The following is a 23,608-nucleotide window of genomic DNA, read 5'->3' as shown; positions in this document are numbered from 1 at the left end:
CCTCTCCTGATAAGGGGAGGAACAAGAGGTGGAGCCTCTCTTCGCCCCTTCCCCTTATCAGGGGAGGGTCGGGGAGGGGCTATCTTCAGACCCGTCAAATAAATCACCTCACGCTTTATTTGACTGATTTGAAATTCCAAAGGAGCTGCATCACATGGCTTTCATCAAAATGACCGATCTGGATCTGGCTGGCAAACGTGTCCTGATCCGTGCCGACCTGAACGTGCCTGTCAAAGACGGCAAGGTAACGTCCGACGCCCGAATTACTGCTTCCATGCCGACGATTGAGCACGCCATGCAAGCGGGCGCGAAAGTCATGGTCATGTCCCACCGTGGTCGCCCTACCGAGGGTGAAGTGGATGAAGCCAATTCCATGCAGCCGATTGCTGACGACATGAGCGCGAAACTGGGTAAAGAAGTGCGCTTGGTCAAGGATTACCTCGACGGTGGTTTCGACGTGGCGGAAGGCGAAGTTGTTTTGCTGGAAAACGTCCGTTTCAATGCTGGCGAAAAGAAAGACAATGAAAATTTGGCCAAGAAATACGCTGCCCTGTGCGATGTATTCGTGATGGACGCTTTCGGCACTGCCCACCGTGCGCAAGCTTCTACCCACGGCGCGGGCAAGTTCGCGCCAGTCGCTGCTGCCGGTATCCTGCTGACCGAAGAACTGATCGCACTGGACAAGGCGCTGGCCAACCCGGCACGCCCAATGGTGGCTATCGTTGGCGGTTCCAAAGTTTCCACCAAGCTGACTGTTCTGGAAGCACTGTCTGAAAAGTGCGAACAGCTGGTTGTCGGTGGTGGTATCGCCAACACCTTCCTCAAAGCCATGGGTCACAATGTCGGCAAATCCCTGTGCGAAGACGATCTGGTTGACACCGCCAAGGCGCTGATCGAAAAGATGAAAGCACGCGGCGCGAACATTCCAATCGCGGTTGACGTGGTTTGCGGCAAGGAATTCAGCGAAACAGCGGTTGCCACCCTGAAAAATGCCGATGAAGTGGAAGATGACGACATGATCTTCGACATCGGCCCTAAATCCGCACAGGAACTGGCTGACATCATCGCCAAAGCAGGCACTATCGTCTGGAACGGCCCGGTCGGCGTATTTGAATTCGACCAGTTTGGCGAAGGCACTAAGACTGTTTCCATGGCTATCGCCAATGCGAAAGGTTTCTCACTGGCAGGTGGTGGCGACACCATTGCGGCGATCCAGAAGTACGGCATTTACGACAAAGTGTCCTACATTTCTACCGCAGGTGGTGCTTTCCTCGAATATCTGGAAGGCAAAACCCTCCCGGCAGTTGCCATGCTGGAAGAGCGCGCCAAAGGCTAACAAGCCATCCGCAGGGGAGAAAGATTTTTCGCCCCTGCGGCCATTCCCCTATAACAAACGTCACAGAACAAGCATAAACTAGCCATTTCAGCACACAGTTACAGGTATAACATTGAGAAGGACTAAAATTGTAGCGACCTTGGGGCCAGCTACAAACACACCGGAAGCCATTGAGGCCGTTATCCGGGCAGGTGTGGATGTCGTGCGCCTGAATTTTTCCCACGGCACGCATGAAGAACACGCAGCGCGTGCGGAACTGGTGCGCGAACTGGCCAAAAAGGCCGGGCGCGTGGTCGGCATCCTGGGCGACCTGCAAGGCCCAAAATTGCGCATTGCCCGCTTCAAGGATGGCAAAATCACCCTGCAACCGGGTGACCCGTTTATTCTGGATGCGGAACTGGCCAATGACGCCGGAACCCAAGAGCGGGTTGGCCTGGGTTACAAAGAACTGATCCATGACGTTAAGGCTGGGGATGAACTCTGGCTGGATGACGGGCGCATCGTTCTGGAAATCACCGCTGTGCAAGGCAGTGAAATCCATACCCGCGCGGTCAATGGCGGCGTCCTGTCCAACAACAAGGGTTTGAACCGCCGTGGTGGTGGCCTGAGCGCCGCCGCTCTGACCGACAAGGACAAGGAAGACATTGCTGCCGCTTCCAGCATCGGGGTGGATTTCCTTGCGGTATCGTTCCCGCGCAGCGCTGACGACATCCACGAAGCCCGCCGTTTGGCTGTGGAAGCGGGCAGCAAAGCCGCTATCGTCGCCAAAATGGAACGCGCTGAAACCATGGAAGACGCCACCCGCGACGAGATCATCCTGGCTTCCGACGTGATCATGATTGCGCGCGGCGATTTGGGCGTGGAAATCGGTGACGCCAAGCTGCCACGGGCACAGAAATGCCTGATCAGCCGCGCCCGCACCCTCAACCGCGCCGTCATTACCGCCACGCAAATGATGGAAACCATGACCGATAACCCCATCCCTACCCGGGCGGAGGTGTTCGACGTGGCAAACGCAGTCATCGACGGCACGGATGCGGTCATGTTGTCCGGCGAAACCGCCACCGGCAAACACCCAGCACTGGTCGTACAAACCATGGCCAACATCTGCAAGGAAGCGGAAACCTCCATCGAAACCCGCAAATCCGGGCATCGCATGGAAGACCGGTTCGAACGCATGGATGAGGCCATCGCCATGGCCACCATGTACACCGCCAACCACATGGGGGTACGCGCGATTGCCACGTTGACGGAATCCGGTTCCACCCCGCTGTGGATGTCGCGTATCAGTTCGGGCATCCCGATTTATGCGTTGACTTCCACTGATGCGGCGGCGCGGCGGGTCAGCATGTACCGGGGCGTTTACCCGGTGAAATTGCACGAGCCGCTCAAAGACCCCAAAATAGCCAATCGTCAGGCGGTCGAGCTGATGATGGATGAAGGCATCGTCGAGGAAGGCGATCTGGTCATCATCACCAAAGGCGACCTGATGGGCATCAAGGGCGGCACCAACCAGCTGAAGATATTGCGTGTCGGCGAACACCAGAATGGCTAAGGCCAAAACGTATAGCGTAAAAGTTTAACCAACATTCGAGGAGAACATCATGGCTCTGATTTCAATGCGTCAGCTGCTGGATCATGCCGCTGAACACGGCTACGGGATGCCAGCATTCAACGTCAACAACATGGAGCAGGTTCACGCCATCATGCAGGCGGCGGACGCAACCAATTCCCCGGTCATCATGCAAGGCTCTGCCGGTGCGCGTGGCTACGCAGGCGAACCGTTCCTGCGCCACCTGATCCTGGCGGCGATCGAAATGTACCCGCATATCCCGGTTTGTATGCACCAGGATCACGGCGCGGAACCAGCGGTATGCTTCCGTTCCATCCAGTCCGGCTTCTCCTCCGTCATGATGGACGGCTCCCTGATGGCTGATGGCAAAACCCCTTCCAGCTACGAATACAACGTCGACACTACCCGCAAGGTGGTGGAACTGGCGCATGCTTGCGGCGTATCCGTCGAAGGCGAGCTGGGTTGCCTGGGTTCCCTGGAAACCGGCATGATGGGTGAAGAAGACGGCCACGGCGCGGAAGGTGCGCTGGATCATTCCCAGCTGCTGACCGACCCGGAAGAAGCGGCTGATTTCGTCAAGAAAACCGGCGTTGACGCGCTGGCCATCGCCATCGGCACTTCCCATGGTGCTTACAAGTTTACCCAGAAGCCTACCGGCCAGGTACTGCGTATTGACCGCGTGAAAGAAATCCACGCCCGCATCCCTAGCGTCCACCTGGTTATGCACGGTTCTTCTTCCGTACCGGAAGAGTGGCTGGAAATCATCAACAACTTCGGCGGCGACATGGGCCAAACCTACGGCGTACCGGTTTCCGAAATTGTTGAAGGCATCAAGAATGGCGTGCGCAAGGTCAACATCGACACCGACCTACGCATGGCGTCTACCGGTTCCATCCGCCGTCATCTGGAACAGAACAAGTCCAACTTCGACCCGCGCAAGTTCCTGAAAGAGTCCACCAAGGGCATGATGGAAATCTGCAAAGCGCGTTACGAAGCGTTCGGTTCTGCCGGTCAGGCGAGCAAGATCACCCCGGTTTCACTGGAAGTCATGTTCAAGCGTTACGCCAGCGGCGAGCTGGATCCGAAAGTCTCTTAATCGGGGCGCGGATTTTCGCCAATATTGAAAAGGGAGCTACGGCTCCCTTTTCTGTGTGTGCTGTTATTCCAGACCCTGACTGCTCAGGTATTCGTCGTAAGTGCCACGGTAATCGATGATCGTGCCATTGCCTTTCACGTCGAAAATGCGCGTGGCCAGTGAGCTGACGAACTCACGGTCATGCGACACGAACAGCAAGGTACCGTCATAACGGTCAAGTGCGCCGTTGAGGGATTCGATGGATTCCATATCCAGATGGTTAGTGGGTTCGTCCATCAGCATCACGTTGGTGCGGGACAGCATCATCTTACCGAAGATCATGCGGCCTTTTTCACCACCGGAGAGTACTTTCACCGGCTTTTTCACGGTGTCACCACCGAACAGCAGCCGCCCTAATGTACCGCGAATCTGGGTTTCGGCGTCTTCGCCTTCATAGCCTTCCTTGCGCACGTAGTCCGCGATCCAGTCGGTCAGCGGCTTGTCGCTTTTGAATTCGTCTTCGTGATCCTGCTCGTAGGTACAGAAACGGGCTTTTTCCGCCCATTTGATGCTGCCCTTCTGCGGCTCGAGTTTGCCTTCCAGCAGCTTGAGCAGGGTGGTTTTACCGACGCCGTTTTCACCGATGATGGCGATTTTCTCTCCTGCTTCCACCGTAAAGCTGAAATGGCGGATCAGGATGTGTTCCATGTTTTCGTAGGCGAAGGTGAGGTCCTCCACTTCCACTGCGAAACGATGCAGGCGCTCTTTTTCGTCGTATTCAAAGCGAATCCATGGGTATTGGCGGCTGGACGGTTTCACGTCTTCCGGTTTGAGTTTTTCGATCAGCTTGCGGCGGCTGGTGGCCTGCTTGGCCTTGGATTTGTTGGCGGAGAAACGGCGCACGAAATCCTGTAACTCGGCGATGCGTTCCTTGGCCTTGGCGTTGGCATTGGCCTGGCGTTCACGCGCTTGGGTGGCGGCTTCCATGAAGTCGTCGTAGTTGCCGGGGTACACCTGAATCTTGCCGAAGTCGAGGTCAGCGGTATGGGTGCAAACCTGGTTCAGGAAGTGGCGGTCATGCGAGATGATGATCATGGTGGAGTCGCGGTTGTTGAGCGTTTCTTCCAGCCAGCGGATGGTGTTGATGTCGAGGTTGTTGGTCGGCTCATCGAGCAGCAGGATGTCGGGGTTGGCGAACAGCGCCTGGCACAACAGCACGCGCAGTTTCCAGCCGGGCGCAACCTGGCTCATCGGGCCGGTGTGCTGTTCGGTGGGGATGCCAACCGCCAACAGCAGTTCACCGGCACGGGATTCGGCGGTGTAACCATCCAGTTCCGCAAACTGCCCTTCCAGTTCCGCTGCACGCATGTAATCGTCTTCGCTCGCCTCGGGGTTCATGTAGATGGCGTCTTTTTCGGCCATCACCTTCCACATTTCCTCATGCCCCATCATCACCACATCGAGCACCCGCACCTCTTCGTAGGCAAACTGATCCTGGCGCAAGTAGGCCATGCGCTCGGTGGAATCCTTGGACACGTTGCCGTGGGTAGGCTCCTGAAGGCCGCAGAGGATTTTCATGAAGGTCGACTTGCCCGCCCCGTTCGCCCCGATCAGGCCGTAGCGGTTGCCGTCGCCGAACTTGACGGAAACGTTGTCGAACAGCGGCTTAGCGCCGAATTGCATGGTGATGTTGGCTGCGACTAGCATGGGTCAATCCTTGGGCGAAACTGGGGGCAAAAACAAAGAGGGCGCTACTGTACCATTTTCTGAGGGATGCTATAACTATTATTGAAGCGGTAAATGCCCCTGTTTTCTTCGATTTGGCGTTGAACCAGCTTGCATTCTAGGGCAATGATGCCGCGTTTTACGCTTAGACGGCCAATTAAGTCTACACTTGATTCTGCCGTTTGTACGACAAAACGGTCGTGATTTAGATGAGTTGAAAGAATTCCCTGTTGATAAACTCGCCGATGACCTTGTCGTACATTTCGATAGACTTTGGGAAACAGATGGTCTTGCGTTGCAGGTGTTTGATGTGGGCACGGAAGTTGAGGTTCTGGCGTTCAATGCTTTGCGTGAACTTCTTGGTGATCAGGCGCTTGTCTCCCGGTAACAGGCGGTCATAAGCACCCCAGTCATCGGTGCAGTGGAGACGGAAGTTGAAGTGCTTTACCATAACCAGCGTTGTTGCAATTTCTTACCAACATACGGCCATTGTTCATCCATTTCGCAGCCCAGTTCTATACCGGCTGTGTCGCTGGCTTCGTTGAACGGCAGGGGTGAGACGGTTGGTGGGGCAAGTTTTTTAAGTGGGCAATGACGGTGATGATGCTGATACCCAGCACACGTCCGGTATCCCGTACACCAGAACCGTTCATGGCCATATCGCTGATTTTGTCGGTCACGCCCGGTTTGTTGGCTTCGTACAGGTATTCCAGTTGAAAGCAATGGCGACAATCACAGCAGCGGTAGCGCTAGAGGCCGCTTCGCGCTTTGCCATGCCGGTAGACCAACTCACTTTGACAGGATCGACATTTGACCTGAATGCTTGCCATCAGAACCTCACAGGAAAAAATGCTCATCTTTACTGCAAGTGGGGATTCAACTCATCTAAAGCATGACCTCATTTATTTAGAAGGGAATACAAATCAATTCTTGCCTTTTTTTCCAGATATTCACCGCCAAAAACAGATAAGTGTCGCCCATCTATACTGAAAATTTGTCCGTCATCGGTTATTTTACACTCAGTTTCATTACAAAAATATTTAAATGGGTCGAAGAATTGAATATTTAGACTATTTAACAGGGGGATCATATAATCCCGATAAGTACCATCATAAGCGCGTGCTACCTCAATGGGTAGGTTACATTTGTCTGTGTCAGTGATTCTTATTTTTCGCGTGACACAAGACCTAGGATTCGAGCCCATCGGAGGTGAAAGTAATACTACTATTTTTTTACCGAGAGATTGATAAGCATGTAGTGTTCTCTCGAAAGATTCCTTGAATGACTGTCCTGTTTCTTCATGGGTCACCATGGAAGAAAAACCAATTTTACCATTGTAATATTCAGACCAAGAGCTAGAAATTATGACTGTTTTTATATTTGGGTTATTTTTAATATATTCAAGTGTTTTATTTGCCATTTCCTTACAATAGCCCGGCCCATAATCCAGAATAGACGGACATTGCCCCCTTGCAAATTGAATATAAGATAAATCATATTGTGTATTTTTTGAGTAAGCTGTCAGCATTGGTGTATAGGCATTTGAAAAAGAATCACCAATCATGACTGTATTTATTGAATGTTCAGAACTTGTACCTTTATTACACCAGTCATCAACATAGAAGTCTTGAGTCAAACTTTCGCATGTTTCTCTATAGACCGAATCAAAGCTGTTAATAGATTTGATTTTTTCCGCTTCTCGAAAAATCAGCCCATTCCGATGATATGTGTTATATCCAATGAATCCGACCAGCATCATGGCAAAAACGAGCGTTAATAACTTAACTGTATTACTTTGCCCTGAGCGTATTGGTTGCTCTATCAGTTTATAGGTAAGCCATGCCAGGATTACTGAAACTAAAACGATGATTAAGCGAATATCCAGCCCCGGCAATTCACTTTCTAAAATTCTCGCAAACGAAAGCAATGGCCAATGCCATAAATATAACGGAAAGCTGATAAGGCCAAACCAGACCATAACACGATTGGATAATATATTTTTATTAAACCAAGCACTCGGACCGGATGCAACCAACAAGACCGCACCTAATACAGGGATAACAGCCCATGCGCCTGGAAAATAAAAATCCTTATGGATTTTGTAAAAACCATAACCAAGCAAAATCGCTCCTGAAAATGAAAGGACATTAGCAAATATTCTGCCATTTGAATCTGGTGGATGCTGATAAATAACAACCCCCAGTAACCGATCTATTTTTTTTCGAACTATTAAGCCAATGTTGTTTTTATATAAAGTCAACCAAGCCAATAAGCTGCCACATAGCAATTCCCAAAATCGTGTTTGAGGAAAATAAAAGGTACTTGTTGGACTTTTCTGGATCAAGTTTAAATTAAACAAAAATGAAATTATGATAACAAAAACTGTCAAGGAAAAAAGATTAAGTTTATTTTTCCACGCAAACCATATTAACAAAGGCCATACCAAATAAAACTGCTCTTCTATACCCAGACTCCACAAGTGGAGCAATGGTTTTGTTTCGGCTGAATTATCAAAATATCCAACTTCATCCCATAATATGAAATTAGAGACGAAACCAGCACCAGCGGCAATATGTTTCCCCAATTGCTTGTACTCATCAGCAAATAGAGAAATCCAACCCAAGGAATAAACAAAAACCAGCACTACGATCAAGGCAGGAAAAATCCGTCGAACACGGCGAGCATAAAACTCTATAAAACTAAATCTGCCTTGTTCTAAATTTTTAAAAATTATTGTGGATATTAAAAAACCGGAGATAACAAAGAAAATATCTACACCGATAAACCCACCCGGAAACCAAAGGGGAAATGCGTGATAAGCAAGGACAGACAAAATTGCGACCGCCCTTAACCCATCTATATCGGAGCGGTACTCTGGATGTAATAGATGTAGTTGTTTTGTATTTTTCATCAGATCAAACACTGCTATAAAATAATGTTATTTAGTATTGGATGGAATATCAGAAACCAATATAGATATTCAGACACCACCCGGGTAGAGTTAGATGTCAAGTCACGTCAAACAGCGCCATTATAGATAGCCAGTGCTGCACACAAGTAGCAGGATAATAAACTTTATAACAGTAAACTTCCAACACATATCATTATCTTTCTCGATATTGTGAAACTGGCAACTACTCACCCGCCCGTCGCACTCATATGTCGGAAAATCACCGGCTTTGCTTGCAAGTCGAACTCATGCCCCTGCGGCTTGATCGCCATCGACGCCAACAGCGCCTCACGCACCTTGCCGTCATCGTCAGGGTGCGCCCGCAGCACCCGCCGCAAATCCATCGAATGCTCCTGCCCCAAGCACAGCAGCAAGCGCCCTTCCGCCGTCACCCGCACCCGATTGCAGGTATCACAGAAATTGTGGCTGTGCGGCGAAATGAAGCCCACCCGGCAATCATTGCCTGTGCGCCGGAAATAACGCGCCGGCCCACCGGTATTATCCTCAACCGCATACAACTCCATTTCCCGGCGCAGGTCGCGCAAAATCTCATCGCTGGAATAATAGGCTTCCGCGCGGTCATGGTCCCCAATCACGCCCAGCGGCATTTCCTCGATAAAGGTAATATCCATCCCGCGCCCGTGGGCAAATTCCACCAAATCCAGGATTTCATCGTGGTTGCGGCCTTTCAGGATCACGGCATTCAGCTTAACGCGCTGGAAACCGGCAGCCAGCACGGCATCAATCCCCGCCAGCACCTTGCTGATGTCGCCCAGCCGGGTCAGGCGATGGAAACGGTCGGCATCCAGCGTATCCAGGCTGATATTGACGCGGGTCACGCCTGCATCCTTCAGCTCCTGCGCATACCGAGCCAGTTGCGTGCCATTGGTGGTCAGGGTCAGGTCGCGCAAGCCTTCCAGTTGCCCCAGGTCGCGGAACAGTTTGAGGATGTTGCGCCTGACCAGCGGCTCGCCCCCGGTAATGCGGATTTTGTGCACCCCAAGCTCGACGAACGCCTTACCTAACCGCGCCATTTCCTCCAGCGTCAGCAGCTGTTCGCGCGGCAGGAAAGTCATGTCCTCGCACATGCAATACACGCAGCGCAGGTCGCAGCGGTCAGTGACTGACAGGCGCACATAGGTGATCTGGCGTCCGAAACGGTCGACCAGCAGGTTTTTGTCGGGGTTAGTTGCTATCATCCAGTTGTTGTACCAACTCATTCGGGGAGCCGCAATAAGTATTATGGAGCATGGGGAGTGGAATAAAGGAAGTATTACCTCAGTGGTACTGGCAGGCGGGCAAGGCAGGCGCATGGGCGGGCAGGACAAGGGGCTGGTTCCCTTCCATGGCCGCCCGCTGATTGAGCACATTCTGGATGGTTTGCGGCCACAGGTTGGCAAGGTGCTGATCAGCGCCAACCGCCACGCGGACGCCTACCGGCGTTACGGCATGGTGATTGCCGATACGCTGGAAAACTTTCAGGGGCCGCTGGCCGGTTTCGCCGCTGCCCTACGGGTTGCGGCCACGCCGTATGTGCTGACCGTGCCGTGCGATGCGCCAAACGTGCCGCCGCAATTGGCAGAACGCTTGCTCGTAGCCATGCAAGACGAAGGCGCGGAACTGGCGGTTGCACATGACGGTTTCCGCCTGCAACCGATGTACGCCCTGCTGCCGCTGTGCCTGCTGGATGATCTGGAGACATACCTGCAACAGGGTGGGCGCAGCCCGCGCGAATGGTTTGCCCGCCACCGCATGGCGACAGTGGATTTTTCCGCCAATGCCGCCGCATTCCGCAACATGAATACCCCCGCTGACCGGCTAATGCTGGAAGGGCGTGTGCCGCTGCTGGGTTTCTGCGCCTATAGCGGAACCGGCAAAACCACGCTACTGACCCAGGTTATCCCCCTACTGAAAGCCGCCGGTTTGCGCATCGCCGTGGTCAAGCATACCCACCACGTCATCGACCTCGACCAACCGGGCAAGGATAGCTACCGGATGCGCGAAGCCGGGGCGCAACAGGTGGTGCTGGCTTCCCACCAGCGCATTATCTCCATGCGTGAAGTTGGCCATGCCCGCCAGCGCGAAGCCTCGCTCGCCGACGCCATCAGCGGTATCCTGCCGGAAAACACCGACCTGATCCTGGTGGAGGGTTTCAAGCATGAGCCTTACCCCAAGATCGAGCTACACCGCCCCAGCCTGGGCAAGCCGCTGATGTTCCCTGATGACGGCAATATTATTGCCATTGCGACGGATGATGCAGCGCTGGAAAGTCCGCCGTATCTGCCTCGGCTAGACCTTAACCAGCCACAAACGGTGGCGGATTTCATCCTTCAGCGTTTACGTGGAGGGTTGCAACGGCCAGCTTGAGGCTGTTGCTATCCAAACCGAGTAATTTCAAATTTGGACTTTGAAAATGTCTGGTAAAACCAAGTAAAAAGTTTTATTGAACAAGTGATTACATGTCCGGAGATAGTCTGACCGGCACAAACTAGTGGCTTACCTGTCAACGGGTTAGCCTTGCCATGAACTGTGATGGTTCAAGTATACATCTGTCCTGTAAATACCCTTGTAGCCAGAACAACTGTGGTTCTGTCCGGAACTTGAATATGCGGTATAGGAAATATCGGGAGATGTGCTCTCGGGAAAATCTCAATTCGTTGGGGGTGACGTAGAAGGGTGTATTCTTCCCGTATTTTGTTGTCTTTACCTCAATGAAGCGGTCAGTACCGTTCTCTTCAAAGGATCGGATGTCATACCCAGCTGATGGGCCAATAGTTTCTGATACTTTTTCAATGCGGTCAGCGAGAGATTCTTTTCCGGCATGGATTAGTCTGGCTCGCTCAAAATTGAGTGCGAACGCCTCACCTGCCTCGCCAAGTGATTGGTTCTGGGCTTCCCTTTCAATGTAGTTAATCCCTGCGGGGTTACATATTCCCGGTGTGGCTGAGGCGATGGAGTCTTTGCTTTCTTCTGGTTTTGGAGGGGATGTCATAGCAGCCAATAAGTCGTCGATGGAAGGTGTCGCTGATAGTGCTTCGGCGTCGTTTTTAAACAATACCTGAAGGTCAAGATGATGCGTCAAGTAATTTGAGACAACAGTGGGCAATAAAGAGCGTTGATAATTTGAGCGTGGCTTATAACCGTCGATGTACGGGATGCCCATTTCAAGTAATACAGCACTAATATTCTGATGCTTGAGTTCAATGGCTCTATGTGAATCGTAGTGGGTAGATTATCCTAAGGGTATGAACAGCGACACACTATTTGGAATGGCCTTGGGGCTGACCTCACCTTGGCAGGTGGACAGCATCGACTTCAGCGGGACGGAAGGACGCCAGGAATTGCACATCCGTATCAGCTTCGCGCGTGGCAGCCGTTTTGCCGACCAAAGCGGGGAACCTTGCCCGGTGCATGACACGGTGGAGCGGCGTTGGCAGCACCTGAACTTCTTGAGCATACCTGTTACCTGCATTGCCGTGTCCCGCGCATCCGCACCGGATCGGGTCAGGTTGAGACGGTTGCCGTCCCCTGGGCGCGTCCCGGAAGTGGCTTCACGCTGCTGTTTGAGGCGCTGGCCATGGCACTGATCGAACGGGAGATGCCGGTCAACCGGGTGGCGGAACTGATGCGGGTCAACCCGCAACGCATCTGGACGGTGTTCAACCACTGGGTTTGTGAAGGCCGCCAGCAGGATGACCCGTCCGGCATCACCCGGCTGGGGGTGGACGAGACCTCCACCCGCAAAGGGCACAACTACATCACCGTGGGGGTTGACCTGGATGCCCGCCGCGTCGCCCATGCCACCGAAGGCAAGGGCAAGGAAACGCTGTCCCAGATCCAGAAACACCTAGCCAGCCATGAGGTGAAACCGTCACAAATCACCGATGTCAGCATTGACCTGTCGCCTGCATTCATTGCCGGAGTAGGGAAGCCTTCCCGGATGCCGCCATCACCTTTGACCATTTCCACGTCACCCAGTTGCTGAACAAGGCCATGGACAAGGTGCGCAAGCTGGAGCGCAAGGAACATGCCGACCTCAAAGGCCACAAGTACACCTTCCTGAAAAACTACGATAACCTGTCAGAACAGCAGGAGCAGTCACTGGCAGCGTTCATCACCCTCTACCCCACGCTGGGTACTGCCCACCGTCTCAAGGTGCTGTTCAACGACCTGTGGACAATGCCCGACAGGAAAACGGCGGAAGCCTTCCTGCAACAATGGTGTGATGAGGTGGATTCTGCTGGCATCCCGGCCTTCCAGACGTTTGCCAACACCGTCCGGGCGCACTGGTCGGGGATCATCCGGTTCGTTGAATCACACATCTCCAACGGCATCCTCGAAGGCATCAACCACAAAATACAGTTGGCCAAACGGCGGGCGCGGGGGTTCCGCAATACCCACAACCTCATCAACATGGTTTACTTCCTGTGCGGCAAACTGGAGTTCAGTTACCCACGGTATTCCACATAGAGCCAGTTCAATGGAGCTATTTGAACGCTGGTCGAGAAGCTCCATCAGGGCTTGCCTGTGCTTGGTCTTGTTATATTTATGGCCAGACAACTCTAGACGCAACATGTTGAAGTAATCCTCAACAACTGCCTCGACTTCAAATTCTGACCAATTATTGGCCATAGATATATTTCACCCTTTCGCAGTATTGATTTGATTGCTCTGGCCTAGCTTCGGTTGCTCAATGCCCAAGCAACAGCCCGTAACAGTATAACTTACACGTAAGCCTATTCCGTCGACCGGGTCAGGATTCCTGCGGATGGAGGGCTGGGCTTAGCTACCACCACCCTTCCCACCAAACGTCCCAAACGCATCCATCCACTGCTTGAACACATCCATATTACCCATGACACTGGGCTTGAAAAACGCCATCGGGTCGAAGCCTTCCACCCCTTCCTGCATTTTTTTCAGCATTTGTGCCATGACTTCGCGGTTGAACTCCTGTACATCCGGTAGCCCCATCAGGCGGCGTATTTCTTCCGGCGTCATCTCGACATCAAGTTTGATATTCATGCTACTACTCCCTAGGTTGTATGGGTTTCATTCTGCCACAGAACAAGCCGCCTGAAAGCAGCCAATTGCGTAATACCGTTAGTCGTGCTTATTTGACCTATAATCAGCAGGAGGCTTGCAAAGGAACCACCGCAACGTGAACGAAGAGCAGTCGCCCCCAACCCCCACGCCCCCCGCTACCCGGCTAGCGCGCGCCATTGCCCTGCTGCAACGTTGGCGTAACTTACTGGTTCAGCATTTTGGCATCCGCGCCCTGACGGAAAAGCTGATGGGGCTGCTGCGCCTGTTCGCCACCGTAGGCTTACTGCTGATTGTCGGCTTCGTCGTCTACCAGGCGGTGCAAAGCGCGCGGCTGGTGCTGGTCAAACCGTTCGCCGTCCCGCAGAGCATGTCCGGCAGCCACGCCGACGCAGGCCGTGTCATCGCCAACACCCTCAAGCAGGAACTGTTGGGTGCCGAAAACTCCATCTACACCACCATCAAGCGCGGCAGCAACGGCAATGGCAAGGTCAACATCGAAGCCGTCACCGGCAACACCGAAGACTACCTGCTCGGGGCCAGCATCAAGCTGCCGGAAACCGGCATTTCCATCAACGATGTGGTGGAATTCATCGCCAGCATTTTTGGGCGGCGTAACATCACCGGCTCGGTCTACTACGACCAGGACAAACTGTTCTTGCAGGTGGAACTGGAAGGCCGCACCTTCGTTTACCAGCGCGACCTGAACGGGCGCGACCCCAAGGCACTCAACCTCGACCTGATCGCCGACATGCTGCGTGAAAGCCGCACCGAACTGCTGAGCGTGGCCTCGGAAAGCCACAACCTGTATTACTACTGCACCGGCGAAGCCGACGCCATCGAGTACCCGGAGGGCGAACTCAGCCAATGGTTTGACTATTGCACCCAACTGAAAAGCAGCCAGATCACCCCCGAAAACCTCGACACACTGCTGCATTCCCTGCGTTCACCCGAATTGCGCCGTGCCGCCGATGACAACGACACCCTGAAACACATCCTCAACCAGACCATCGGCAACGCGCTGGACAAAACCCGCCTGATCTGCCCCAACTACCCCAAAACCAAGGTCTGCAAGACGCCAGAAGCTACTTTCCAGCCACGTATCGCCATCCGCATCCCGCAACCGCCGCCGCGCCCGCCGGATGCCCCTGCCAAACTTTACCCAAACCTGCCGGATGCCAGTGCTTTCCAGGCGGAGGCTTTCAGCACCCGCAGCATGGTCAGCATGGCTGCCCCAGCAGCTGCCGCCAGCGTTACCAGCACTGCAACCGCCACCCTGATCGAATTACCATCCGTACCGGAACTGCAAACCCGTTGCGTCGCCCAACCGCAGGCCAGCCCGCAGGATGTGCTGGCCTCCAACCAGACCGAAGGCGACGCCACCCTGCTGTTCAACAACAATCTGGAAGTACAGGCGCTGGAAAAATACGCCCAGGCCATTACCCAGAACTGTAACAACGCCTTCGCCTGGGCTAACATGGGTGTGCTGCTGATGGCGGAAGGGGCACTGCAAAGCATCAGCGAGGCACAACTGGCGTTGGAACAGGCCGTCAGCATCAACAACCGCATCGACTGGATACAAAACAGCCTGTGTATCGCCCGCGCTTACGCCGCTGACCCGGAGCAAATGGAAACCCTGCTGGGTGATGCTGCCTGTCTGGCGGCACGCGCCATCAACCCCGCCAACAAGGTGCTGCTGGACAAGCAATTCTACATCGCCATTGCTGACCGTTATTTCACCCTGGAACAATACCTACAAGCCTACAATAGCTACCAGACGGCCATGAGCGTAGACCGCAAACGCGACTGTAACACCAGCAAAACCATCAACAAGCTCTACCGGCTGGAAACAGAACATCAGATAACGGGAGCTTGGCAAATGGCCTGCGATATGCTGGCGGATGCAGCGCCCTTGCCCGATAACCGGGTCAGCGCCTGTGAAGACAAACTGGCCACGTTCAAATGCCCCTGAAGCCCAGACAGCAAAATCCCCCATGACGGGGGATTTCGTGGAGCAAAAGCAGTGGCGTGGTTACACGCAGCCGGTTGGCTTGGGCAGCCCGCCGTATTTGGTGATCGGCTTCATCGGGCCAGTCTTCCACTGGGAGAACAGCACTTTCTGGTCCATGTTGATGTACTTGGAAAACTTGCGGATCGGTGGCACAACCGCCTGATCTTCGTAGTATTCACGCGCTTTCAGGATCTGATCCCACTTTTCATCGGTCAGCTCCACGCCATCAACATCGGCCATCGCCTTGCCAATTTCCGGCGTCCAGTCATCCATGCTCAACAGGTAGCCATCACCATCGCGTGCGGGCAGTTCAATACTCATGACTAATCTCCTCAAAATGCCTAGTAATTTAATCAGGTATTACAATGAAATGATAAAAGGGCAGGTGCTGTCAATATCCCATAAATCGTAGGGGCAGGCTCCCATGCCTGCCCCAGTGGGGTCATGGGGCAGAAACGATGGAGCTGTTCTGCACCGTGATGGCCGCGCCCCTGGCGATCTGGAAAGCAGCCAGTTCGGTCTGTATTTCCACAGTTGCCGCCGGGCTGGGGGCCGGGTCGAGGATCGATGAATGCGTGCCGCTATTGAGGCGGACAACGCCATCCTCCCCCGGTGTGGTGGCGGTGATGCTGGCCAGGTTCATGACGCTGATCAATGGCTCAGTGCCGGACAATGGCGCGCCCGTTACCCGGTTGGGAATGACCTGATCGTTCAGCACCTCAATCATGTGTAGCGGCTGGTTAGCGGCGGCTTTCGCCCCCAGCACCACCGGGTCAGCGGCATCCAGCGCCGTCTGCGCCACGGCCATGAAGGCGGCGTAATCGGCGGAACCTGCGGCCACGCCTGCGCTGGCCAGACCACTGCGGATTTCCGGGCCAAAGGAAGCCGAACCATCCAGCAGGCGCGCAATCCCACCACCGACGGTCACCAGCGATGCGGGCGTCGGCGTGGTTTCCGCCGCCAGATAACCCGTGCCGACAATGCCACCCAGGGAATGCCCGACGAAACCCACCTTGCTGGTATCCAGCGACACGGCGCTGATATTGCCCAGACTCTTGCGCAACACCAGCAGGTCAGAAATCCCCTGACGGATATTGTCGCGCGAGGTCAGCAGGCTGGTGAGGTTGATGAAATGACGGCCAGAACTGTCGACCACCCCGTCGGGGCCTGCCGCACCGGTGGATTCATTCATCACATCCAGGTTGAAAGTACGCTCAACGTCATTGGCAAACGCGGCATTTTGATCCGCACGCAGCGGGTCGGTTGCACTGGTCACGCCATGCAGCGGCAGGTCAATGGCAACGCCCACATAACCCGCATCCGCCAGCGTATCCGCCAGCACCAACAGGTCTTCACGGCTACGGGTAACGCCATGCTGATAAATCACCACCGGCCAGCCAGCCGCAGGCGGTGTTGCCCCGGCTACCGAGCTGGCGTTGGGCACAGTCATCAGCACCGGGATGGTTTGGGCGGAAGTCGCCACCGGCGTCGGGTTATAACGGCTCAGGAAGGAACCCGCTGCCCCTTTCCAAAACGTGGTCAACGGTGCAGTCGGATTAGCCGCGCTGGGTGCTGTCAGGTAATACGGCACTTGCAGCGTACCGATATGCACATCGGCCTTACCCGACAGGTCTGACAGGAAGGTATTGGTCGTCCCGACCGCCGGGGAAACCTGCATAGGCTCCGCCTGTGCTTGCGCTTTCACCGCATCCAGCACCGGCGTGACCGACAGGGTGGTGAAACTCCAGCTCAGCACGATGCTGGCGGCGTTGACGCCCTGGCTGGCAGCCACGGTTTCCTGGTTATTGATCAGTTGGCGCAATGGCTCCAGCGCAGCATATTCACCGCTCAGCGGGGTGGAACCCTTGGCCAGCAGGTAGGCGGAATCGCTGGCCGCCGCCTTGCCATCCGCCCCCTTGAGGGCATTGGTCAGCACCACCAGATAACTGGCGCTTTCCTTCAGCGGGCGCAGTGGAACCAGCGCCAGGGTGTCGCCGTTGCTACCGGTCGCCGTCGCCAGCATTTCGGTTGCGCCCAGTTCCCTCACCACGCCGGTAATGGCCTGCGTGGAGGCATCCTTGCTCACTTCAAACACCCGCACGCTGGAGCCGATTTTCACCGAAGCCACATCCAGCGCATTGCCAAAGGCCGCCGTGATTGGCGCGGTCAATCCGAAACCATCCAGCGTGTTGAGCGCATTGACCAACGCCAGTTGGCCGCTGCTGGTGATGCTGGCCGTGGGAATGTTCAGCGTACCATCCTGCGACCCCGCCAGTAGCAGGTCATTGGTCTGCGGAATCACCCCGGAACGCGGGTCAAACCGTGCCACCGCCGAGCCACTGCCGGTTGCGCTGCTGTTCGCCGAAGCGTTGAAATCGTAATCGCTGGAATCGCTACAAGCGCCCAACCCCAACAAGGACAGTGCGAGCAGGATAGCCCGCGACAAATGATGCAGTTTCATACAAGACTCCTCCTAGAATGACCAGTTAAGCTGGGCGCTGGCAACATCCACATCACTGTCGTACAAGCCGCGCAGGGCATAACCGGTCGCATCATCAATATTGTCGATCGGGGTTTCGTCAATGAACAGGTGGCTGTAACCCACGTCGACGCTCAGGTTCTTTTTCAGTTTGTAATTGGCCCCGGCGGAAACCCAGGTACGGTCATTGCCGGGGATGCGCGCGGTGCGGTGCAGGGCATCCGGGATTGGCTCCTCGTCAAACGCCACCCCCCCGCGCAGTTTCAGGCGGTCGTTATGCTGGTAGTTTATGCCTACGGCATAACGGTTAACATCCTGCCAGCTTTCATCCACATCGGAAATCACCGCGCCGGTGTCGGCATTTTTCACGGTCAAACGCTCGAAACTACTCCACTGGGTGCGGGTAATGTCGCCCAGTAGTTCCACCTTGTCATTCAGCTGGTGGGCAACCGATACGGAAAGGGAAGCTGGCAGTTCCGCATCCGCCGTGGCAGGTGCAGCGTTGAAACGGGTGACGCCGGTCGCGGTCAGGATCGGTTGTAGGGTCGGGTTGATGGTGTAATTCGCCGTACCTTCCAGATTGTGCTTGGTTTTGGAACGGTAGCTCACGCCGACTTTGGTCTTGTCCGTCGGCTTGTAAAGCAGCCCAGCATTGTAATTGAACGACCAGTCATCCCCCTTGATGGTCGCCTTGCTGTCGGTAGTTGATTCGCCGACTTCCGGGAAAGCAGTCAGGCACTGGGATAGCAACGCGCCACTGTTGGCCGCGCTGGCAATGCTGCGGCAGGCTGCTGCCGAATCAATGGCGCTGCTCAGTTCCACCTCGATGTACTGGGCGCTGACGCCGCCGCCTACCGCCAGCTTGTCATTGACCTCGTAGGAAACCGCCGGGTTGATGTTGATGGTTTTCATATCGGACTTGAGCGCGTGGTAACGCCCATACCAGTCGTCGTCGTAACGGGTTTCCAACCCAAATGGCGCATTCACGCCCACACCCACCTTGGCACGCTCGTTGAGGGGCATAACAGCGTAGGTGTTGGGCACAACCGCCACTTTATCAGTGCTGGCGTTAGTACCACTCAGGGCGGCTTCGGCAGCGGTGATATTGCCACCAGTCAGCGCCGGATTCACCCGTGAAGCGACATTGCTGAAATCGGCTTGCGGTACGATGATGTGGGTAGCGACGGAAACGTGTTTGTTATCGTCCAGCTCAGCCATGGCGGCAGGGTTGAACCAGACTGTCGATGCGTCTTCCGCTGTGGCGGCAGCTCCGGCAAACGCATTGCCCATCCCTGAGGCAGAATTTTCAATCAAGCCGAAACCGGCAGCGTATAGCGGCGAGCTGACGCAACACAAAACGCTACCCGCAACCCATGCCCTGCGTGGTGTTTTCATGACCCTGCTCCTTAGAGGTTGTTTTTAAGTTATTGCCGCCAGAATATCCCCCTGCCCTGAGCAACGCAACTATAGATGGGAGTTATTGCCGCCTTGCACACCAACCCTGGTTAATCACTGATAGCCGCAGTCATCCCGATGTGGAGCCAAACAAGGTTTTATGGCGGTTTTTGCATAGGTTTTGGCTGATTCAGTCAATTTATCCCAAACCGTATTGGCTGTTTTTGCACGGATTTCGGCAGATTCATCCAATTTATTCCCAGCCATTTCCAGCATCATGAACCTCAAGTCAGCAGCGTTAGATACTTGAACACCATCACGCAGCAGACGGGACAGGTGGATTTATCGGAAACCACCATGAATGAACACATTCGCGTTCGACTGAGAGGGTATTATCATGAGCATGAAAACAATGCGCGGCTTTATTGACCCGTACACACTGGGATTCCTGATTGCTGCGGCTGTCGGAGCCATGGGCGTCCATACCGACGCCAAAGTGCAGCAGGCGCAGGCCAACGTCCAGCAGGCATCTGCGCCACAACAGGGTCAGGTGCAACCGGTTAATGCAGTCTATATGACCAACCAGCAGTAAACTCAACCACAGGTCGCGGGGTGACGGCAGGGCTTGTTGCCACCCCGCCTTATGATGCTATGCTTTCCAGAATCAGTGCCACTTATCGCCAGCACGGGTTGAAGGAAACATTAATCATGAATGAAGCGGCTTTTTTACTTTATTCCCTCACCGGCATCATCGCAGCATCCCTGGGGTGGGATGGCTTCAAAAACCGTCATTTACCGATTGCCCGCCCTTTTACGGCACTGGCGTATTTCATGGTGATCTTTGCCGGTTTGCGCACGCTCGAACTGTTTGAATGGGATATGGGCCAATGGGTTGGGCAGGCTTTAGAGGATTTTGATTCCCTTTTAGCACCTCTGGTTTACCCTACCTGGATCTGGATGCTGCTTGAATATCAGCAGGAAAAGAAGATTCCGGTTACTGATTTCAGGGTTATGATCTTTATCATTCATCCCATAATACAATTTCTATTTGTAGTTTTTGATATCTATTCCCATGGTTTCTTAAGCTCGTCATCAAGCGTTGACTTGATAGATATTGACCAACGGCTCGGCGACTATAGCAAGATTCAGCATATCTATGCGTGGAGTATGCTGTTTTTGCTGATTACGCTTACCCCTTATATCATGATCAAAAAACAACAACACACGATCTGGGAAATGGTCAAAGTGGTCGCTTTGACGCCATTGCCGTTTGTCTTCTTCGCCCTGCATAAATACGGGCTGATTCAGTATCGCCTGTCGGTGGTTTTTTTCACGCTCTATCTATTCTGGGTCAGCCGCCAGTATCGTTTGCTGGATGTCATGCCGCTGGCCTTGCGGGGGATTATCGATAAAGTCGATTCTGGCATTCTGGTGAGTAACGCTCAGGCCAAGTTGCTGTTTGTGAACGGCTACGCCAGCAAACTCCTCAATCTCCATTTATCCCCAGAAGTGCTCAAGCGGCGTGAACAGGACATTCCCGCACGGCTCAGGCAATACTTTGATTTTTCAAACCTGACAAAGCAGGAAGCACAGCTGATCATTGAGGATAATCCTCAAGACGCAAGCAAACGCTATATTGATGCGGTTTTACAGCCTATTCTCCACCCCAAGTCAAAACGGCATTTGGGGGTGACGGTATCATTGCATGATGTCACCGAACGCAAGAATACCGAGCTGCAATTGCAACGTTTCGACCGTCAGAAGTCGGAATTCTTTGCCGGTATCTCACACGAATTCCGCACGCCCCTGACCTTGATCCTGGGTAATCTGGATGACCTATTGGCAGACGCTGACCATGTTAAACCCAATGAGCTGAAAGCAACGTTGTCACGGGTTAAAAGCAATAATCAGCGTTTATTGGCTCTGGTTAACCAGTTGCTGGAATTGTCCCGGCTGGAAGCAGGTTCCTTGCAAATCAAACCCACCTTGCTGCATCTGGAGCGCTATCTGCCGCCGCTGATTGCTAATTTCGAATCCCAGGCCAGCCGACAACATTGCCGCATACGGTTGCAATTCAGCCCTCAGACAGCGCAACAGGCTGCGCTGTATTTCGATGCGGATGCTTTCGATAAAGTCATGCTGAACCTCATATCCAATGCCCTGAAAAGTATGCCGAATGGCGGTGATGTCACCATTCAACTGGATTCCGTGGATGATGAATGCCTGCAACTCAGTGTCCAGGATAACGGCTGTGGCATCCCCGCCGCTTCCTTGGAAAAAGTGTTTGAGATGTTCTACTCCCACGAACACAGCAACCCTGCGTGGCCACAGGGAACCGGGGTAGGCTTGTCGCTGGTCAAGGAACTGTTAAAACGGCACGGTGCAGACATCCAGGTGGAGAGTACTAAAGGGCAAGGGACGACCTTCACCATCACCTTCCGCAAGGGCTATGCGCATTTCCCTGCGGAACTGGTGGTGCAGCATCAGGCAGATACCGCGTTTGCAGCCGACAAGCATCACGATTTGCTCGCGTTTGATGTCGTTCATGAAAATGCCCTGATTGATAATGCTGCCGTTTTGGCACATAGCAAACGCAACGAGATTTCCGAAAAGGTGGTGCTGCTGGTTGAAGATAATGCCGAGATGCGTGCCTATATCCGCAAACACCTGGCCATCCATTTTCGCCTGATCGAAGCCGCTGACGGCGAAGAGGGGCTGGCACTGGCGCAGGAATCCATGCCCGACCTGGTGCTGTCGGATGTGATGATACCGAAAATGAACGGTTACGACTTGTGCCATGCGCTGAAAAGCAACCCGCAAACCAGCCACATCCCGGTATTGCTGCTGACCGCCAAATCCAGCCAGAGCGAAAAGCTGGAGGGTCTGGAACTGGGTGCGGATGACTACCTAAGCAAACCCTTTGATGTCAGGGAACTGACGCTGCGGATGAATAATCTCATTGCGTCACGGCGCACAATCCAGGCGTTTTACCAGAGTCATGGTTTGCAGAAAGTCATCTGTAATCCTGAGCTACCCAAACGTGAAACCTCGTTTCTCGATACACTGCGGCAATATGTGGAAGACAACATTGGCAATGCCGACATCAAGGTGACGGATCTGGCAGCAACCGTGTATATGAGCGAACGCAACCTGACGCGCAAGCTCAAAGCGCTGACCGGGGACACCCCGAAAAAAATGCTGTTGGTGATCCGGCTGGAATATGCCGCAAAACTGCTGACCCATACCGATGAATCCATTACCGAGGTCAGCTACCACGCCGGGTTTGCTGATGCTTCGCATTTCACCCGTAGTTTCAAAGCACATTATTCGGTAACGCCTACCCAGTTCAGGGAGCAAAACCCTGGTTAACCTAATTGCCTCAGGCTAACCAGTCAGCCTGATCAGTGCTGAAAATGCCGTGTTCACTGTCGGTTGATAATAATCTCGGTGACTTTTGTGTCCGCCGGAATTTTGGCCGCATCAACTTCGTAGCTAAAAGAGACTACGTCCAGACGATAGGACAGGGTGTTATGATGGGCATAAGTCCTGCCCTCGATTTCAGAACCGTGAACCTCAATATCAGGGAAACGCATCCTCAAATCACCCAGGGTGCTGTCAACGTGGATGCCTTCCGCAGTTTGCGCCATCCGGGTTTGTACGATGATGTCTCCCACCCGGCTTTCATCATTGGGGTCAGACATAAAATAACCTGCCGGGTTATTATTGAAGTCCTTGATCGCATAGACAGTAAAGTCCCCTTCGCCGGTTTTCAGCGTCTCCTGTTGGACGTAATCGCTCTTTGCATACGATGAAATCTTGTCACCAACGGTAATTCCCCTAAAGGAATTGTCGGATATATTGAGTTCCGTTTGGGCGGTTCCTGTTTTCATGGCTTGTTCCTCCTTTGGTGGGTTTTGGTCAGCATGGCTTGCGCCAATATTGGCTGAACAGGACAGACTGGAAAGGGAGATAAGACCAATAGCCAGAATATTGATTAGATATTTCATAAGTTCCCTCTTTTCGA

General features: G+C 53.8%; 17 protein-coding genes and 2 pseudogenes. 8 read left to right on the top strand and 11 right to left on the bottom strand.

The genetic code is table 11. From position 1 onward, the window contains the following. Positions 1–154: 154 nt before the first annotated feature. The 3 genes from THINI_RS12930 (at position 155) to fba (ending at position 4,005) form a co-directional block, all read left to right on the top strand. Positions 155–1,336 carry a phosphoglycerate kinase gene (locus THINI_RS12930; protein WP_002709012.1) on the top strand — a complete coding sequence of 394 codons (1,182 nt, stop codon included), beginning with the start codon at positions 155–157 and terminating at the stop codon, positions 1,334–1,336. Positions 1,337–1,448: 112 nt separating this feature from the next. Further along, positions 1,449–2,891, top strand: a complete 1,443-nt coding sequence (gene pyk / locus THINI_RS12925) for a pyruvate kinase (protein ID WP_002709011.1) — start codon at positions 1,449–1,451, stop codon at positions 2,889–2,891. A 49-nt stretch (positions 2,892–2,940) separates the two neighbouring features. Continuing rightward, on the top strand, positions 2,941–4,005 hold the full coding sequence (gene fba / locus THINI_RS12920; protein WP_002709010.1) for a class II fructose-bisphosphate aldolase: 1,065 nt from the start codon (positions 2,941–2,943) through the stop codon (positions 4,003–4,005). A gap of 63 nt (positions 4,006–4,068) precedes the next feature. Here the strand turns inward: fba and THINI_RS12915 are convergent, their stop codons facing one another. The 4 genes and pseudogenes from THINI_RS12915 to moaA all read right to left on the bottom strand — a co-directional run bounded on the left by THINI_RS12915 (position 4,069) and on the right by moaA (position 9,879). Further along, positions 4,069–5,691 (bottom strand): ABC-F family ATPase, encoded by a 1,623-nt coding sequence (locus THINI_RS12915; protein ID WP_002709009.1) that lies wholly within the window; start codon positions 5,689–5,691, stop codon positions 4,069–4,071. A 223-nt stretch (positions 5,692–5,914) separates the two neighbouring features. Further along, positions 5,915–6,539, bottom strand: a pseudogene (locus THINI_RS24360) (IS1 family transposase). Positions 6,540–6,607: 68 nt separating this feature from the next. Beyond that, positions 6,608–8,620, bottom strand: a complete 2,013-nt coding sequence (locus THINI_RS12900; protein ID WP_002709008.1) for an acyltransferase family protein — start codon at positions 8,618–8,620, stop codon at positions 6,608–6,610. A gap of 227 nt (positions 8,621–8,847) precedes the next feature. Next, complete coding sequence (moaA, locus tag THINI_RS12895) at positions 8,848–9,879, bottom strand: GTP 3',8-cyclase MoaA (protein ID WP_002709007.1); 1,032 nt, start codon at positions 9,877–9,879, stop codon at positions 8,848–8,850. Between the two features lie 61 nt (positions 9,880–9,940). Between moaA and mobA the strand changes: the two genes are divergently transcribed. After that, a complete protein-coding gene (gene mobA, locus THINI_RS12890; protein ID WP_002709006.1) occupies positions 9,941–11,026 on the top strand; it encodes a molybdenum cofactor guanylyltransferase MobA in 1,086 nt (361 codons plus the stop codon). A 136-nt stretch (positions 11,027–11,162) separates the two neighbouring features. Here mobA and THINI_RS12885 read toward each other — a convergent pair whose 3' ends face one another. Then, positions 11,163–11,822: a protein NO VEIN domain-containing protein gene (locus THINI_RS12885; RefSeq protein ID WP_050988049.1), complete on the bottom strand. Its 660-nt coding sequence runs from the start codon at positions 11,820–11,822 to the stop codon at positions 11,163–11,165. A gap of 82 nt (positions 11,823–11,904) precedes the next feature. Between THINI_RS12885 and THINI_RS12880 the strand changes: the two are divergent. Then, positions 11,905–13,129: pseudogene (locus THINI_RS12880) on the top strand (ISL3 family transposase). Positions 13,130–13,441: 312 nt separating this feature from the next. Here the strand turns inward: THINI_RS12880 and THINI_RS12875 are convergent. Beyond that, positions 13,442–13,681, bottom strand: a complete 240-nt coding sequence (locus THINI_RS12875) for a DUF6489 family protein (protein WP_002709005.1) — start codon at positions 13,679–13,681, stop codon at positions 13,442–13,444. 136 nt (positions 13,682–13,817) lie between these two features. Here THINI_RS12875 and THINI_RS12870 point away from each other — a divergent pair, with 136 nt between their 5' ends. Further along, complete coding sequence (locus tag THINI_RS12870; protein WP_040839439.1) at positions 13,818–15,671, top strand: tetratricopeptide repeat protein; 1,854 nt, start codon at positions 13,818–13,820, stop codon at positions 15,669–15,671. 60 nt (positions 15,672–15,731) lie between these two features. Here the strand turns inward: THINI_RS12870 and THINI_RS12865 are convergent, their stop codons facing one another. The 4 genes from THINI_RS12865 to THINI_RS25255 all read right to left on the bottom strand — a co-directional run bounded on the left by THINI_RS12865 (position 15,732) and on the right by THINI_RS25255 (position 19,863). Beyond that, positions 15,732–16,031 carry a TusE/DsrC/DsvC family sulfur relay protein gene (locus tag THINI_RS12865; RefSeq protein ID WP_002709003.1) on the bottom strand — a complete coding sequence of 100 codons (300 nt, stop codon included), beginning with the start codon at positions 16,029–16,031 and terminating at the stop codon, positions 15,732–15,734. A gap of 121 nt (positions 16,032–16,152) precedes the next feature. Continuing rightward, positions 16,153–18,171 (bottom strand): lipase, encoded by a 2,019-nt coding sequence (locus THINI_RS12860; protein WP_002709002.1) that lies wholly within the window; start codon positions 18,169–18,171, stop codon positions 16,153–16,155. Between the two features lie 12 nt (positions 18,172–18,183). Next, the gene (locus tag THINI_RS12855; RefSeq protein WP_002709001.1) at positions 18,184–19,584 is read right to left on the bottom strand and encodes an OmpP1/FadL family transporter; all 1,401 of its coding nucleotides are present in this window, start codon (positions 19,582–19,584) and stop codon (positions 18,184–18,186) included. A gap of 114 nt (positions 19,585–19,698) precedes the next feature. Continuing rightward, positions 19,699–19,863, bottom strand: coding sequence for a hypothetical protein (locus tag THINI_RS25255; RefSeq protein WP_154724413.1), 165 nt, complete (start codon positions 19,861–19,863; stop codon positions 19,699–19,701). Between the two features lie 118 nt (positions 19,864–19,981). Here THINI_RS25255 and THINI_RS12850 point away from each other — a divergent pair, with 118 nt between their 5' ends. Together THINI_RS12850 and THINI_RS12845 are read left to right on the top strand one after the other, a co-directional pair. After that, positions 19,982–20,176 (top strand): hypothetical protein, encoded by a 195-nt coding sequence (locus tag THINI_RS12850; protein ID WP_002708999.1) that lies wholly within the window; start codon positions 19,982–19,984, stop codon positions 20,174–20,176. Between the two features lie 116 nt (positions 20,177–20,292). Next, a complete protein-coding gene (locus THINI_RS12845) occupies positions 20,293–22,953 on the top strand; it encodes an ATP-binding protein (protein ID WP_002708998.1) in 2,661 nt (886 codons plus the stop codon). A 53-nt stretch (positions 22,954–23,006) separates the two neighbouring features. On the opposite strand, the gene THINI_RS12840 is transcribed toward THINI_RS12845, so the two are convergent. Next, positions 23,007–23,591: a hypothetical protein gene (locus tag THINI_RS12840; protein WP_040839438.1), complete on the bottom strand. Its 585-nt coding sequence runs from the start codon at positions 23,589–23,591 to the stop codon at positions 23,007–23,009. Between the last annotated feature and the right edge of the window lie 17 nt (positions 23,592–23,608).

It is taken from the genome of Thiothrix nivea DSM 5205 (assembly GCF_000260135.1).
GTDB lineage: Bacteria > Pseudomonadota > Gammaproteobacteria > Thiotrichales > Thiotrichaceae > Thiothrix > Thiothrix nivea.
Note: the sequence above shows the minus strand (reverse complement) of the source record. Positions and strands in the feature narration are given on the sequence as shown.